We start from the raw sequence: 14,622 nt of genomic DNA, 5'->3' as shown, positions 1-14,622 counted from the left end.
GCCGGGAGACAGTCCCGGGTCGGGAGTGGGTCGTGACCACACGTACAGCGCAGCAGCAGTCCCGCAAGAGCACGGAGGCGCAGCCGGAAACGGATCTGCGGACCTATGTGCTCGACACCTCGGTCCTGCTGAGCGATCCGCAGGCGTTCTTCCGGTTCGCCGAGCATTCCGTCGTCCTTCCGGTGGTCGTGATCACCGAACTCGAAGGCAAGCGGCACGATCCGGAGATCGGATACTTCGCGCGGCAGGCGCTGCGCCACCTCGACGAGCTGCGCATCGAGCACGAGCGCCTGGACTTCCCGGTGCCGGTCGGCGAGGGCGGCACGCTCCGCGTCGAACTGAACAACACGAGCTCAGACGTGCTGCCCAGCGGCATCCGGCTCGGCGACAACGACAGCCGCATCCTCGCCGTCGCGATGCACCTGGCGCAGGACGGCCAGGACGTCACGATCGTCTCCAAGGATCTGCCCATGCGCGTCAAGGCCTCGTCGCTGGGGTTGCACGCCGAGGAGTACCTCGCCGAGCAGGCGGTCGATTCCGGCTGGACCGGGATCTCCTCGCTCGCGCTCTCCGGCGACGAGATGAGCGATCTGTACGAGAGCGAGGTCGGCACGAGCGCCGAGGCCATCGGGCTGCCGGTGAACACGGGGCTGATCATCCAGTCCGAGCGCGGTTCGGCCCTCGGGCGCGTCACGAGCGACGGCGAGTACAAGCTGATCCGCGGAGACCGTGAGATCTTCGGAATGCACGGCCGCTCCGCCGAGCAGCGCATCGCGATCGATCTGCTCCTGGATCCGGAGGTCGGCATCGTCTCGCTCGGCGGACGCGCAGGCACCGGCAAGTCGGCACTCGCGCTGTGCGCGGGGCTGGAAGCGGTGCTCGAGCGTCAGCAGCAGAAGAAGATCATCGTCTTCCGGCCGCTGTTCGCCGTCGGCGGGCAGGAGCTCGGCTATCTCCCCGGCGACCAGGGCGAGAAGATGGGCCCGTGGGGCCAGGCGGTGTTCGACACCCTGGGATCCGTGGTCTCGGGCAACGTGCTGGAAGAGGTCGTGGATCGCGGCATCCTCGAGGTGCTGCCGCTGACCCACATCCGCGGGCGCTCGCTGCACGATGCCTTCGTGATCGTCGACGAGGCGCAGTCACTCGAACGCAACGTCCTGTTGACGGTGCTCAGCAGGATCGGGCAGAACTCCCGGGTGGTGCTCACGCACGACGTCGGACAGCGCGACAACCTGCGCGTCGGGCGTCACGACGGCATCGCGAGCGTCATCGAGACGCTGAAGGGACACGACCTGTTCGGGCACGTGACGCTCATGCGCTCCGAGCGCTCCGCGATCGCGGCCCTGGTCACCGAGCTGCTGGAGGGCGGCGAGCTCAGCTGAGGCCGGATTCCAGGAAACGACGGATGCCGCGGCCCTGAGGTCGCGGCATCCGTCTTCGTTCCGGGGCTCAGCCCGGGTGGGTCATGCTCAGCAGGTCGAGCTTCTCGTCCAGCTGCTGCTCGGTGAGCTCTCCGCGCTCGACGTAGCCGAGGTCGATCACGGCGTCGCGCACCGTGATGCCCTTGGCGACCGCGTGCTTGGCGATCTTGGCAGCGGCCTCGTAGCCGATGAGCTTGTTCAGCGGGGTCACGATCGACGGGCTCATGCCGGCGAACGCGGCCGCGCGGTCGGTGTTGGCGACGAGACCGTCGATGGTCTTGTCGGCGAGCACGCGCGAGGCGTTCGCGAGCAGGCGGATCGACTCGAGCAGCGCGGTGCCCATGACCGGGATCGCGACGTTGAGCTCGAAGGAACCGGATGCTCCGGCCCAGGCGACCGTCGCGTCGTTGCCGATCACGCGCGCGCAGACCATCAGCACGGCCTCCGGGACGACCGGGTTGACCTTGCCGGGCATGATCGAGGACCCGGGCTGCAGGTCGGGGATGTGCAGTTCGCCGAGACCCGTGTTGGGACCCGAGCCCATCCATCGCAGATCGTTGTTGATCTTCGTCAGCGACACCGCGATGGTGCGGAGTGCTCCGGATGCCTCGACGAGGCCGTCGCGGTTCGCCTGCGCTTCGAAGTGGTCCTTGGCCTCGGTGATGGGCAGCTCGGTCTCGGCGGCGAGCAGCGCGATGACCTTCTGCGGGAAGCCGAGCGGAGTGTTGATGCCGGTGCCCGTCGCGGTGCCGCCCAGCGGCACCTCGGCGACGCGGGGGAGCGCCGACTGCACGCGCTCGATGCCCAGACGCACCTGGCGGGCGTAGCCGCCGAACTCCTGTCCGAGGGTCACGGGCGTCGCATCCATGAGGTGCGTGCGGCCCGACTTCACGGCATCCTTCCACAGCTCGGCCTTCGCCTCGAGGGCGACGGCGAGGTGGTCCAGCGACGGGATGAGCGTGTCGATGAGCGCCTGGGTGACGGCGATGTGCACCGAGGTGGGGAAGACGTCGTTCGACGACTGCGAAGCGTTGACGTGGTCGTTCGGGTGCACCGCGGAGCCGAGGATGCCGGTGGCGAGAGTGGCGAGCACCTCGTTCATGTTCATGTTCGAGGACGTGCCGGATCCGGTCTGGTACGTGTCGACGGGGAACTCGCCGTCGTGTGCGCCTGCGGCGACCTGGTCGGCAGCCGCAGCGATCGCATCGGCGATGGCGGCGTCGAGGGTGCCGAGCTCCTTGTTCGCGAGGGCTGCCGCCTTCTTGATCCGGGCGAGAGCGGCGATCTGGGTGGATTCCAGACCCTTGCCCGAGATCGGGAAGTTCTCCACCGCGCGCTGCGTCTGCGCGCCATAGAGCGCGTTCACTGGCACGCGAACCTCGCCCATCGTGTCGTGCTCGATGCGGTACTCGGTTTCGGTCACTTCGATCCCTCCAGGGTTGCGGGAGCGCCTGTGCTCCCGGTGTCGATCCCCACCGTGATGACGGGCACAGCCGTGCCCTCGGCGAGGCGGTAATTGGCGCCGACGATGCCGAGTCGCCCTTCGGCGACGGCGTCGCTGATCAGCTCGGACGACTGCAGCAGGTTCGCGACCGTGTTGCGCAGGTGCTCCCGTCCGACGAGTTCGGCATCGATGTCGGCCGGTGCAGAGCCGCCGTTCTCGGCGAGCACCTTGCGGGCAGCCGGGATGATCGGCGCGATGAGCTTCCAGATGTGCGGGGGCAGCGGCGCCGCATCGATGGCGGTGCCGTCGATGGCCGCCTTGACGGCGCCGCAGGAATCGTGCGCGAGCACCACGATCAGCGGGACGCGCAGGACCTCGACCGCATACTCGAGGCTTCCGACGATCGACTCGCCGATGACCTGACCGGCGTTGCGGACCACGAACAGGTCTCCGAGGCCGAGGTCGAAGATGATCTCGGCGGACAGACGCGAATCCGAGCACCCGAACAGGGTCGCGATCGGACTCTGCCCCTCGGCGAGCTCATGACGCTTCTCGACGTCCTGATTCGGATGACGCGGTTCACCGGCGACGAAGCGACGGTTCCCCTCTCGCATCTCGTGCCAGGCCTGGTTCGGAGTCAACACGGTCATTCGGCCTCCTCTACGGCGGTGATCTGAGAGTTCAGCGATTCGGCGAGCCCGGCCGTGGATTCGGCGGAGCGCGAACCGAACAGCAGCAGGTAGTCATCGCCGGCCTGTGTGCCCAGCGCGTAGGTGACGTTCGCGGATCCGCGGTCGCCGATGTCGTACACGTCCCACTCGCGCCCGTCGATCGTGAGGGTCGAGGTGGGGGCGAAGCCGTCCAGCACCTGCGGCGCCCAGGACGCATCGGCGTCGAACGCCTGCGCGATGCGGATGAAGCCGCGTTCCTCCTCGTCGGCCGGCGCGATCGTGATGTTCCAGACGACCGTGGCACCGCCGTCGAGCTTCGCGACGTTCACGCGCCAGAAGTCGTCCAGGTCGGGCACGACGACCGGGCTCTGCATGGTCGATTCGACGTCGGCGGCGATCCTGTCGACGTCGATCTCCTCCGCAGCCGTCGGTTCGCCACGCGGGACCGCGAACACGATGACCGCGACGACCGCGACGGTCAGGATCAGTGCTGCGATCAGATGCCGGAACGTCTGGCTGGAGCGGTAGGCCTGACTGGAGGCCGACTTGCGGGCCGCCGTTTCGTCCGGAGTCTCCGGACGGCCGAGCTCGGCGACGATGGGTGCTGCGGGCTTGCGGCTCACGACTCGTCCTCGTCGGATACCGCGGTGCGCGCGGCATCCAGGCGGCGCTTCGCGCCCAGCAGCCATTCCTCGCATCGGGCGGCGAGCGCCTCGCCGCGCTCCCACAGTGCGAGCGACTGCTCGAGCGTCGGCGCGCCCTGTTCGAGTTCCGCGACGACCCGTACGAGCTCGTCGCGAGCGGCCTCGAACGACAGCGATTCCACAGGGGTGTCGATGGGCGCAGTCACGCGTTCCATCCTACGTCGTCACCCGACACCCGCTGATTCAGGCGCCTTCCGCGATCTCGCCCTCGGAGCGCACGGCCACCGACCCGCGGTCGACGGTCAGCGTCAGCGGCGTCCCGGAGGGAGCATCCGCCGCGTCACGCAGGATCACACCGCCGTCGAGATGCGCGATCGCATATCCGCGAGCGAGGGTCGCTGCGGGCGACAGCGCACGCAGGGAGGCGCGCAGTTCGGACGTGCGCCGCCCGGCGTCGTCGATGCGGCGCGTGACGATGTCGCGGCCGCGTGCCGCGAGCAGCAGCACCTCCTGGGCCCGCGCGTCGATGATGTGGTCGGGGGAGCGCAGCACGGGGCGCGAACGCAGCTGATCCAATTGTGCGATGTCGTGCGAGACCCGCTGGGTCAGCCGGCTCGTGGCCCGCGAACGCAGCTGCGCGATGAGCGCTCGCTGTTCGCCGACGTCGGGGACGACGCGCTTCGCGGCGTCTGTCGGGGTGGACGCCCGCAGATCGGCGACGTCGTCGAGCAGGGGATGGTCGTTCTCGTGGCCGATCGCCGAGACGATCGGAGTGGATGCCGCGGCCACGGCACGGACCAGTCGCTCATCGCTGAAACCGAGGAGAGTCTGCGGGTCGCCGCCGCCGCGGGCGATGATGATCACGTCGACATCGGGGTCGGCATCCAGCTTCGCCAGCGCGGCGAGCGTGTCTGGGACGCACCGGTCACCCTGCACTGCGGCGTACTCGGTGCGGAACCGGACGGCGGGCCAACGCAGCTCGGCGTTGCGATGCACGTCCTTCTCCGCATCGGAGCGCTCACCGGTGATCAGGCCGATGACGTGCGGCAGGAACGGCAGCGGACGCTTGCGGGAGGCCTCGAACAGGCCCTCCTGCCGCAGCTGCGCCCGCAGCTTCTCAAGGCGCTCGAGCTGGTCGCCGAGCCCGACGTGCTTCATCGCCGAGACCGTGAAGCTGAAGTCGCCGGCCTTGACGAAGTAGTCGGCCTTGACGGCGGCGACGACGTGGTCGCCGACGCCGAGGTCGGCCGGGATGCGGGCGCGCACGCTCGACCAGATGCGCAGCGAGATCTGGGCATCCGAGCGGGTGTCCTTGAGGCGCGCGAAGACGTTGCCCGCCCTCACGTTCCAGGAGGTGATCTCGCCCTCGACCCAGACCGTGTTCCATCGGGCGACGAAGTCCCGGATCGTGATGTTCAGGCGCGCGACCGAGGTCGGGGCGTCCGCCGTGGAGTCCTTCGGCGCGACCGCGTCGGCCGGGGGTGCCTCGCCGGGCACCGGATCGGCCTCGAAGACGGTCATCCTGCTCCTTCTGCCGGTGGCTCGCTCACCCAGCCTCGTCCCATCCGTCGGCCGTAGAATCGAGGGGTGAGCCAGACAGCCGTGCACCTATCCATGCCGCGTATTCCGCGATCGCGGCGCGCCGCGCTCCAGGATAACCCGGTCGACGGACACAAGCGGGTGCTCCTCGCGGCACCGCGCGGCTACTGCGCCGGCGTCGACCGAGCCGTGGTCGCCGTCGAGAAGGCCCTCGAGCGCTATGGTGCGCCGGTGTACGTGCGCAAGCAGATCGTGCACAACATCCACGTCGTGACCGAGCTCGAGGAGAAGGGTGCGATCTTCGTCGAAGAGGTCGACGAGGTCCCCGAGGGCGCGCACGTCGTGTTCAGCGCGCACGGTGTGTCTCCGGCCGTCGTGAACGCGGCATCCGATCGCGGTCTGCATGCGATCGACGCGACCTGTCCTCTGGTCACCAAGGTGCACCGCGAGGCCGTGCGCTTCGCCAAGAACGACTTCGAGATCCTGCTCATCGGCCACGACGGACACGAAGAGGTCGAGGGGACCGCCGGCGAGGCACCGGAGCATGTGACCGTTGTGAACTCCCCGGAGGAGGCGGACACCGTCGTGGTGCGCGATCCGTCCAAGGTCGTCTGGCTGTCGCAGACCACGCTGTCGGTGGACGAGACGATGGAGACCGTCAACCGGCTCCGCACGCGCTTCCCCGAGCTGCAGAACCCCCCGTCCGACGACATCTGCTACGCGACGCAGAACCGTCAGGTCGCGATCAAGAAGGTCTCGGCCGACGCGGATCTGGTCATCGTCGTCGGCTCGGCGAACTCGTCCAACAGTGTCCGGCTCGTCGAGGTCGCGCTCGAGTACGGCGCCAAGGCCGCGTACCGCGTCGACTACGCCGATGAGGTCAAGCAGGAATGGCTCGACGGCGTCGCGACGGTCGGCGTCACCAGCGGAGCCTCGGTTCCGGAGGTGCTCGTCGAGGAGGTGCTCGAGGCGCTGAGCGGCGCCGGCTACGCCGACGTCCAGGAAGTGCGCACCGCCGAAGAGGACCTCATGTTCTCGCTTCCCAAGGAACTCCGCCAGGATGCCGCGGGCCAGCGCGATGCACGCGCGCTCGGCGGACGCACCTCGGAGACCACCGTTTAGTCGTCACCTGTTCGGGGTGGTGAGGCGCAGCCTCGCCCGACTCGGTCCTACGATTGATGTGCAGCGGCCGATCTGATGGCGCCGTTGCAGGTGCCGGAGCGTCCCCAGCGCTCGGTGCTTCGGCGAGAGCGTCCCCAGCGCTCACGTCAGCGGCCCCGGGGTGTCCCCACACGCCGGGGCCGTCGCCGTCCCCGGCGTGATCCTGGGAGGCCAGCAGAGCGCGACTGGCTAGCATGGCGGGATGAGCGACCAGATGACACCGGCCCAACGGCCCCAGTACGGCGAGTATGCGACGCCGGAAGAGCAGCGTCGTCTGGCCGGGCTGCCCCCCGTGGACGCAGCCCCCGTCATGGAGGAGCAGGTCGCTCCGGTGACGCCGCCGGTACCGGCGCCCGTTCCGAGCGCTCGCCGGAGCAATGTCGACCGCATCGTGACGATCGCGCTGCTCGCGTACGGACTGGTCAACGTCGTGATGACGGCCATCTCGTACCTCGATCTGCCGACGGTGCTGCAGCAGAGCATGCAGATCCTCGGCATCGAGGGCGATTTCAGCAACTTCGCCCAGGGTCGGCTCTGGGGCGGGATCGCGGCCGTCGTCCTGGTGATCGGCTACGCGCTCACCGTGCTCGTCGCCTTCCGCCGTCTGCGCGGGGCCAAGCGCTCCTGGTGGGTCCCCGTCGTCGGAGCGGCCGTGACGATGGTCGTGGTCACGATCTGCATCATGATCCCGATGCTCGGCGACCCGGCCTTCGTCCAGTACCTGCAGTCCGGCGGCGTCTGACTTCTCGAGGCGATCAGGGGCGCGATCTGATGTGAGCGTCCGGACCCGGGAACAGGACTCCTTCGTGCCCGTCGTCCCACCGCACCAGGTACGGCGGCGCCCCGTCGTCTCCGTGGACCTCGACGATGGTGCCTTCTCGTCTCGGCGTCGTATCCGTGCGTCCTTCGACGATCAGGTGATCTCCGGGCTGTGCATGCATCATCCCCACCTCGTTCCGCTGCCGGCCATGCGCTGCCGCTGATTCCACGATCCTCCGCATGGGCGGTTGTCCGCAACCGGGTCACGGGTACTGTCGAAGACGTGCTCCAGAACAGTTTCGGTGTCCAGGTCTCATACGCCTCCGTCGATCGCAGCGACGGATCGGATCCGCGCCCGCCGGCGCGGGACGTGCTGTCCGCCCTGCGGGTGCTCGCTGGCGTGCGCGATGCCACGGCGGCGTGGGGCGACCGCACCGAAGCCGTGCTGGTGATCCCGTTGACGGACGGCGGCACGCTGCTGACGCTCACCGACGAGGACGCGATCGCGACGACGCTGACCGTCGACGCGCTGCGCGAGGCGTTCGTGGATGCCGGGCTGAACCTCTGGATCGACGCCGACACGCCGTCGCCGAGCGGGGTCGAGGGCTTCGAAGAGTTCGAGGCAGAGTTCGATGAGAGCGACGGCATCGGCGACGACGAGGATGCCGAAGAGTTCGGCGATCTCCTGCCTGAACTGTTCGAGCCCACGCCCGTCCGCGTGGCGGCGTTCTCGCACCGCGGCCCCGCCGTCGCGCGGATCCTCGCCGAAGCGAATCGGACCGCGGTCGAGCATGCCGAATCCGGGGTGTGGTCGCTGCAGCGGTTCCGCAGCTCCGAGCCGACATCCGGATGGGTGTCGGCCAAGGCCGAGCTGCCGGTGATCGAAGTCAACCGCACGGACGACGGCGACGGCTGGATCGAGGTCACCGCCGCATCCGGCACCGTGCCGTTCTGGCCGGATGCCGAACGCGACACGCAGCCGGTCCTTGATCTGGACACCATCTCCGTTGCGGAGACCGCAGAGGTGTATCGGCGTCTGCTGGCCGAGGGCGATGGCAGCCGGGACGAACTGGTCGAGATCGCTGCGAGCACGCATCTGGACGTCGAGGGGGCCCATCGTGCCCTCATCGCGGAGGCACTCGGAGGCATCGTGGGCTCCGATGAACGCCGCGGCGCCTTCCTTGCCGCATTCGGGATCCCTGCGGATCTCATCGCGCGGGCCTTCGACGACGCCGAGCAGACCGACCGGCGGTTCGAGCCGGTCGGCTGGGCTCCGGCGGTATGGAACACCCTGATCGCCGGCGTCGGCGAACTGGCCCCGCTGACGCGGCGGGACACCTTCTGGCAGCGTCTGACCGGTGCGATCCGACGTAGACCGGTGCTCGGCCTCGCGATCGCGGCGGGCGAGCTGACCGCGGGGCTGTGGGCGGCGAGTCGGCTGCGCGGCCTCGGCAGGGGCGTGGGCGTCCTCGCCGTCATCGACGCGATCGGCGGCATCGCGGTCTGGGTGGCGCGACTGCGCCGTCGCTGACTCGCGACGACGCCCGGCGCGCGAGGCGCCGAGCGTCGTTGCACTGGTCTCAGCGGGCGTTGCCGTTGTTGAAGTGGTAGTCGCCGTTGCCGTGGTTGCCGTTCGCTCCGGGGCCGCGGCCGTCGGTGCCCGGCTCGACGTGGTTCGTCCTGGTGTGCACGATGTCGTAGTACACGCTCGTGTCGGCGGCGTTCGGGAACACCCGGTACGTGAAGACGTTCTTGGTCAGTTCGGTGATCGGGACGACGCGCTGGAACAGCACGTTGCCGTCGGCATCCTTCGCATTGATCCAGCGCTCGGAGCCATCGGGCGTCACAGTCCAGTCGCCCTGAAGCTTGGGGCTGTCGTCGAGGTTGTACATCGCGTACGTGCCGTCGGCGTCGAAGTAGGCCCAGCCGACGAAGTTCGACACTGCCGCGTCGTCGAGGGCGATGCGGTTGCCGTTCTGGTCGAACGCGCTCGTCGTCTTCCACGGCGTCGAGGCGAGGACGTCCGACGGTGTCTGCGCGATCCGTACGGAGGCGACGGATGCCGAGGTCGACGGGGCGGCGGCGGCAGCGGTCGTCGGGACGACGGCCAGCGCGGCGAGCACGATCGTCGAGGCGGCGATGGCGGAACGGCGGGTGAAGGAAGTGGTGATGTTCATGCCTTCAACGCTACGAATCCCGCCCAGGGCGGCACATCATCCGATCGGCTATCGCTGAGCATCCGAGCGGGGGATGGCTCGAAACGCAGGATGCCCCGGCCGACCGGCCGGGGCATCCGTGATTCTGCGGGAGTCGTCAGCTCTTGGACTGGCCGTAGCTGCCGAGTTGACGGGTCGACTCGACGACGCGAGCGGCCATCGCGGACTCCGCGATCTTGCCCCAGGCGCGCGGGTCGTACTGCTTCTTGTTGCCGACCTCGCCGTCCACCTTCAGCACGCCGTCGTAGTTCTTGAACATGTAGTCGGCGATCGCGCGGGTGTACGCGTATTGCGTGTCGGTGTCGATGTTCATCTTGATGACGCCGTTCGCGACCGCAAGGGCGATCTCCTCGTCGGTCGAGCCGGAGCCGCCGTGGAACACGAGGTCGAGCGGCTTGGCGCCCGTGCTGTACTTCGCGGCGACCTGCGCCTGGATCTCGCCGAGGAGCTCGGGGCGCAGCTTGACGCCGCCGGGCTTGTAGACGCCGTGGACGTTCCCGAAGGTGAGGGCGGCGATGTAGCGCCCCTGCTCGCCGAGGCCGAGGGCCTGCACGGCCTGGTCGACGTCCGCGAAGGTCGTGTAGAGCGCGTCGTTCGATCCCTCGTGCTGGACGCCGTCCTCTTCGCCGCCGACGACACCGATCTCGACCTCGAGGATCGCGTTGATGTTCTTCATGCGAGGGAGCAGGTCCTTGGCGATTTCGATGTTCTCCGCCAGGGGAACAGCCGAGCCGTCCCACATGTGGGACTGGAAGATCGGGTTGCGCCCGGCCTTGACCTCTTCCTCGGATGCCGAGATGAGCGGCTCGACGAAGCCGGCGAGGGCGTCCTTCGGGCAGTGGTCGGTGTGCAGCGCGACGGTGACGGGATAGTTCTTCGCGACCTCGGTCGCGAACCGGGCGAAGGCGAGGGCGCCGGTCGCTCGGGCCTTCACGGTGTGACCGGCGAAGTAGTCGGCGCCGCCCGTGGTGACCTGGATGATGCCGTCGGAGCCAGCCTCGGTCAGGCCCTGGAGGACGGAGTTGATGGTCTGCGAGCTCGAGACGTTGAAGGCCGGGTACGCGAAGCCACCGGCCTTCGCGCGGTCGAGCATTTCTGCGTACTGATCCGGAGTGGCGACGGGCATGAGAAACTCCTGCGATAGATGAAGCCGGGACAGCAGTCACTCTATCGCCGGACGCTCCGGATGCCGTGGCCCGTGTCAGCGTCATCGACGAGCGCTCTTCTCTTTTGTTAAGAATCGTGATTCCTTCGGCAATATTGATGTGAAACTCCTGTCTTTTCGGTCGATCGGCTAGCTAGGCTGACCGCATGGTGAGTCTGACGGCCGATCTGAGCCCCCTGCGTCCTGACCGCAACCTCGCGCTGGAGCTGGTGCGCGCGACCGAGGCTGCGGCGATACGCGCGGTGCCGTTCATCGGTCGAGGCGCCAAGGAGGCTGCCGACGGCGCAGCGGTCGACGCCATGCGCGCGTTCCTGGGGACCGTCGACTTCAAGGGCCGGGTCGTGATCGGCGAGGGCGAGAAGGACAACGCGCCGATGCTGTTCAACGGCGAGGTCGTCGGCACGGGTCGCGGCCCCGAATGCGACATCGCGGTCGACCCGATCGACGGCACGTCGCTCACGGCGGCCGGTCGTCAGAACGCGCTGTCCGTGATCGCCGTGTCGGACGGCGGGACGATGCTGGACGCGTCGAGCGTCTTCTACATGGACAAGCTCGTGACGGGACCCGCTGGCGTGGGGGTCGTGGACATCCGTCTGCCGATCGGCGAGAACATCCGCCTGCTGTCCAAGGCTTTGGGCAAGCCGGTCGACGAGATCGTCGTCTCGGTGCTGAACCGCCCGCGGCACGAGCAGCTGATCCAGGAGATCCGGGAAGCCGGTGCCGGCACACGCCTCATGAGCGACGGCGACGTCGCCGGCGGCATCAATGCGGCGCGCCACGGGGCACGGACGGATATGTGCGTGGGCGTCGGCGGGAGTCCAGAGGGCATCGTGACCGCGTGCGCCATCAAGGCGCTCGGCGGACACATCCAGGGGCGGCTCTGGCCGCGGGACGACGAGGAACGTCAGCGCGGGATCGATGCAGGCCTCGACATGGACAAGGTCCACGAGGCGGACGATCTGGTGCAGGGCAACAACACGATCTTCGTCGCCACCGGCGTCACCGACGGCCAGTTGGTCGCGGGCGTGCGCCGGGAGGGCGGCTACGTCTACACGGAGTCGGTCGTCCTGCGCGGGGCGTCCGGCACGCTGCGCCGCATCGCCAGCGAGCACCTCGTTTCGAAGTGGCTGTGAGCGCGGCGATCAGCGCCGGCTGAACCCATCGTTATCGACCCGGTACGGCGTTCGTCGCTCGTCGCGTCCGGGTTTCCCAGCGGAGCCTGGCAGAATAGGCGCGGATCTGCTGTCGCGCCTCCGAGGCGCGACCGGAGGAGGACGAGCGATGAGCACGCAGCATACGGGCAGCGAGAAGACGACGCCGAAGGTGGTCACGACCGCCACCGGCCGCATCCTCCGAGTGAACCCGGATGGCACGCTCGGCTCGAGCTCGCAGGAGGGCCCCGCATCGGCGCAGACCGCCGCGGCGGCGCGCACGGGCATCGCTCAGGATCCGGCGCGTCGTGCCGATGTGCTCTTCCGTGTTCGGCGTGAAGCGGGCCACGAACTCAGCGTCTGGTGGATGGTCGGCGCCTTCGTCGTCACGTCCGGCCTCGTGATCGCCCTGCTCAGCTGGGTCCCGGGCGGCGCGTGAGCCGTACGCACTGAGCGACCAGGCGTCGGTCGATCGACTCAGTGCTCGGCTGCGGGCGTTGCGTCCGTGGCCGTTTCCGTGTCGGCGAACCGAGCGCGTACGTCGCCGACATCCGCCTGCAGCAGCGCCGGACTCGGAGACGCGAGCGCCTCTTCGTCGTGTGCGACGCCCTCGATCAGTTCCGGGGCCGTGAAGCGGCGGCCGGTGGCGACGACGGCGGGCGGGGTGGTGTCGAGCGCCCCCGCATCGATCCCCGGGAACTGTCGGGCCGTCACCAGCACGCGACTCTCCAGGGATCCGGCGAAGCGGTTGTAGCTGTCGACCGTGCGTTCCAGTGCTCGACGCAGATCGTCGGCGTGACCGGCGAGCGTCCCGAGGCGTTCGTAGAGCTGGGTGCCGAGGGCGAGGAGAGTCCGGGCCTCGGTCGAGACCTCCTGCTGCGTCCAGGTGTAGGCGACCGTCTTCAGCACCGCCCACAGGTTCACCGGGGACGCCAGCGCGACCCGCTTGCCGAACGCGTAGTCGAGCAGAGTCGGATCTTCGTCGATCGCGGCGGCGAGCAACGACTCGTTCGGGAGGAAGCAGATGACGAATTCGGGGCTCGAGTCGAGTCCAGACCAGTACGCCTTCTTGGCCAACGCGTCGATGTGCGCGCGCACGGCCTTGACGTGCTTCTGCATGAGTGCGCGGCGCGCAGTCTCGTCGTTCTCGCCGGCACCGAGGGCACTGGCCTCGAGATAGGCATCGAGCGGAACCTTCGCGTCCACGGCGATCGATGCGCCGCCGGCGAGGCGGATCACCATGTCCGGGCGGCCCTGGCCGCGGTCTGAGAAGATCGTGGACTGCAGGTCGAAGTCGACGTGCCGCGTGAGTCCGGCAGCCTCGACGACCCGACGCAGCTGTGTCTCGCCCCAGACTCCTCTCGTGGCCGTCGAGCGCAGCGCACCGGCGAGCGATTCGGTCGTCGCGCGCAGCGCCTCGTCCGACTCCTGCGCACGCCGCAGCTGTTCGGTGAGCGAACCGAACTGCGCGTGCCGCTCCTGCTCCAGCGAGGAGACCTTGTGCTGCATCTGCTGCAGGCTCTCGCGCACCGGAGCGAGCGCGGTCAGTACGGCGTTCTGCTGCTGGACGCGGGCTGCTTCGGCGGTCTGCTGCGCTCGAGAGTGCTCAACGGCATCCCGATACAGGTCGTACTGCCGGTCGCGGTCGTCTCGCGCAGCCGCGAGCTCGGCCTCCGCACGCGCCAGCGCCGCCGCGCTGCGGGAGGCGCGCGCGAACCAGCCGGCCGCAGCTCCGGCGGCCAGGGCGACGATGACGAGAAGAACGATCAGCAGAGCATCCATGACTTCAGTGTGCGCCCGGCCTCCGACATCGGTCGGCGTGCGCCGCGGTGGGTCGGCTCAGGCGACGGCGCGCTCTGGTGCGGCGACCTGCGGCGCCGTGACGCGCAGGCTCAGCGTCTCGGCGAGGGCATGGACGTCTGCCGCGTCATGACGGCGGGCGGCGTCGATGACGATCTGCGCGCAGGCGCGGGCATCCGCCAGTGCGTCGTGATGCGAGAACTCGGAGAAACCGGCGGCGGCTGCCGCCTTGGGCAGGCGATACGAATCCAGTTGATACGTCTTGCGGGCGACCTGGAGACTGCACAGCGACCGATATGGCGGGCACTCCAGTCCGGTCGCCGCCGATGCTCGGCGCAGCACGTTCACATCGAATCCGGCGTTGTGCGCGACCAGCACGTCCGCTCCGGCGAAATCGCAGAGCCGGTCGAACTGCTCTGGCCAGGTCGCGGCATCCTCGACATCCTCCGGCCGGATGCCGTGGATGCGGACGTTCCATTCCTGGAAATCGTCATGCCCGGCCGGCGGACGGATCAGCCATCCCGTCATCGCGACGACCTCGCCGCCGCGCACCCGCACGAGCCCGACGGAGCATGCAGAGGCGGGGCTGGAGTTCGCGGTCTCGAAGTCGATCGCAGTGAAATCCAGTGGCACGACTTCACTGTCTCCCGG

The 14,622-nt window shown here is 68.8% G+C and carries 16 protein-coding genes; 6 read left to right on the top strand and 10 right to left on the bottom strand.

Annotated elements, in window-relative coordinates:
- Positions 1-32: 32 nt before the first annotated feature.
- Positions 33-1,382 carry an RNA 5'-3' helicase PhoH2 gene (phoH2, locus tag AC3ANJ_RS12975; RefSeq protein WP_488316659.1) on the top strand — a complete coding sequence of 450 codons (1,350 nt, stop codon included), beginning with the start codon at positions 33-35 and terminating at the stop codon, positions 1,380-1,382.
- A 67-nt stretch (positions 1,383-1,449) separates the two neighbouring features.
- Here phoH2 and AC3ANJ_RS12970 read toward each other — a convergent pair whose 3' ends face one another.
- The 5 genes from AC3ANJ_RS12970 to xseA are packed head-to-tail and all read right to left on the bottom strand — an operon-like array spanning position 1,450 to position 5,701.
- Positions 1,450-2,844, bottom strand: coding sequence for a class II fumarate hydratase (locus AC3ANJ_RS12970; protein ID WP_488316658.1), 1,395 nt, complete (start codon positions 2,842-2,844; stop codon positions 1,450-1,452).
- Positions 2,841-3,515: a carbonic anhydrase gene (locus tag AC3ANJ_RS12965; RefSeq protein WP_488316657.1), complete on the bottom strand. Its 675-nt coding sequence runs from the start codon at positions 3,513-3,515 to the stop codon at positions 2,841-2,843. Before AC3ANJ_RS12965 ends, AC3ANJ_RS12970 begins: the two co-directional genes overlap by 4 nt.
- Positions 3,512-4,159, bottom strand: coding sequence for a DUF4245 family protein (locus AC3ANJ_RS12960; RefSeq protein ID WP_488316656.1), 648 nt, complete (start codon positions 4,157-4,159; stop codon positions 3,512-3,514). Before AC3ANJ_RS12960 ends, AC3ANJ_RS12965 begins: the two co-directional genes overlap by 4 nt.
- Entirely contained in the window at positions 4,156-4,386 is a 231-nt protein-coding gene (locus AC3ANJ_RS12955) for an exodeoxyribonuclease VII small subunit (RefSeq protein ID WP_488316655.1), read from the bottom strand. Before AC3ANJ_RS12955 ends, AC3ANJ_RS12960 begins: the two co-directional genes overlap by 4 nt.
- Before the next feature lie 37 nt (positions 4,387-4,423).
- Entirely contained in the window at positions 4,424-5,701 is a 1,278-nt protein-coding gene (gene xseA, locus AC3ANJ_RS12950; protein ID WP_488316654.1) for an exodeoxyribonuclease VII large subunit, read from the bottom strand.
- A 93-nt stretch (positions 5,702-5,794) separates the two neighbouring features.
- Here xseA and AC3ANJ_RS12945 point away from each other — a divergent pair, with 93 nt between their 5' ends.
- Complete coding sequence (locus tag AC3ANJ_RS12945) at positions 5,795-6,841, top strand: 4-hydroxy-3-methylbut-2-enyl diphosphate reductase (protein ID WP_488319278.1); 1,047 nt, start codon at positions 5,795-5,797, stop codon at positions 6,839-6,841.
- Between the two features lie 241 nt (positions 6,842-7,082).
- Positions 7,083-7,622, top strand: coding sequence for a DUF6264 family protein (locus AC3ANJ_RS12940; protein ID WP_488316653.1), 540 nt, complete (start codon positions 7,083-7,085; stop codon positions 7,620-7,622).
- Between the two features lie 13 nt (positions 7,623-7,635).
- Here the strand turns inward: AC3ANJ_RS12940 and AC3ANJ_RS12935 are convergent, their stop codons facing one another.
- Positions 7,636-7,821 carry a DUF1918 domain-containing protein gene (locus AC3ANJ_RS12935; protein WP_488319277.1) on the bottom strand — a complete coding sequence of 62 codons (186 nt, stop codon included), beginning with the start codon at positions 7,819-7,821 and terminating at the stop codon, positions 7,636-7,638.
- Between the two features lie 101 nt (positions 7,822-7,922).
- Between AC3ANJ_RS12935 and AC3ANJ_RS12930 the strand changes: the two genes are divergently transcribed.
- Positions 7,923-9,170, top strand: a complete 1,248-nt coding sequence (locus tag AC3ANJ_RS12930) for a hypothetical protein (protein WP_488316652.1) — start codon at positions 7,923-7,925, stop codon at positions 9,168-9,170.
- Between the two features lie 49 nt (positions 9,171-9,219).
- Here the strand turns inward: AC3ANJ_RS12930 and AC3ANJ_RS12925 are convergent, their stop codons facing one another.
- Together AC3ANJ_RS12925 and fbaA are read right to left on the bottom strand one after the other, a co-directional pair.
- Positions 9,220-9,816 carry a DUF4822 domain-containing protein gene (locus tag AC3ANJ_RS12925; RefSeq protein ID WP_488316651.1) on the bottom strand — a complete coding sequence of 199 codons (597 nt, stop codon included), beginning with the start codon at positions 9,814-9,816 and terminating at the stop codon, positions 9,220-9,222.
- Between the two features lie 136 nt (positions 9,817-9,952).
- The gene (fbaA, locus tag AC3ANJ_RS12920; RefSeq protein WP_488316650.1) at positions 9,953-10,981 is read right to left on the bottom strand and encodes a class II fructose-bisphosphate aldolase; all 1,029 of its coding nucleotides are present in this window, start codon (positions 10,979-10,981) and stop codon (positions 9,953-9,955) included.
- A 185-nt stretch (positions 10,982-11,166) separates the two neighbouring features.
- On the opposite strand from fbaA, the gene glpX reads away from it, so the two are divergent.
- Positions 11,167-12,153: a class II fructose-bisphosphatase gene (gene glpX, locus AC3ANJ_RS12915; RefSeq protein ID WP_488316649.1), complete on the top strand. Its 987-nt coding sequence runs from the start codon at positions 11,167-11,169 to the stop codon at positions 12,151-12,153.
- Between the two features lie 148 nt (positions 12,154-12,301).
- A complete protein-coding gene (locus AC3ANJ_RS12910; RefSeq protein WP_406249465.1) occupies positions 12,302-12,610 on the top strand; it encodes a hypothetical protein in 309 nt (102 codons plus the stop codon).
- 38 nt (positions 12,611-12,648) lie between these two features.
- Here AC3ANJ_RS12910 and AC3ANJ_RS12905 read toward each other — a convergent pair whose 3' ends face one another.
- Positions 12,649-13,953 (bottom strand): DNA recombination protein RmuC, encoded by a 1,305-nt coding sequence (locus AC3ANJ_RS12905; protein WP_488316648.1) that lies wholly within the window; start codon positions 13,951-13,953, stop codon positions 12,649-12,651.
- A 57-nt stretch (positions 13,954-14,010) separates the two neighbouring features.
- Entirely contained in the window at positions 14,011-14,604 is a 594-nt protein-coding gene (locus AC3ANJ_RS12900; RefSeq protein WP_488316647.1) for a 3'-5' exonuclease, read from the bottom strand.
- Positions 14,605-14,622: the final 18 nt, after the last annotated feature.

The organism is Microbacterium sp. STRO-1N, assembly GCF_057748015.1.
Note: the sequence above shows the minus strand (reverse complement) of the source record. Positions and strands in the feature narration are given on the sequence as shown.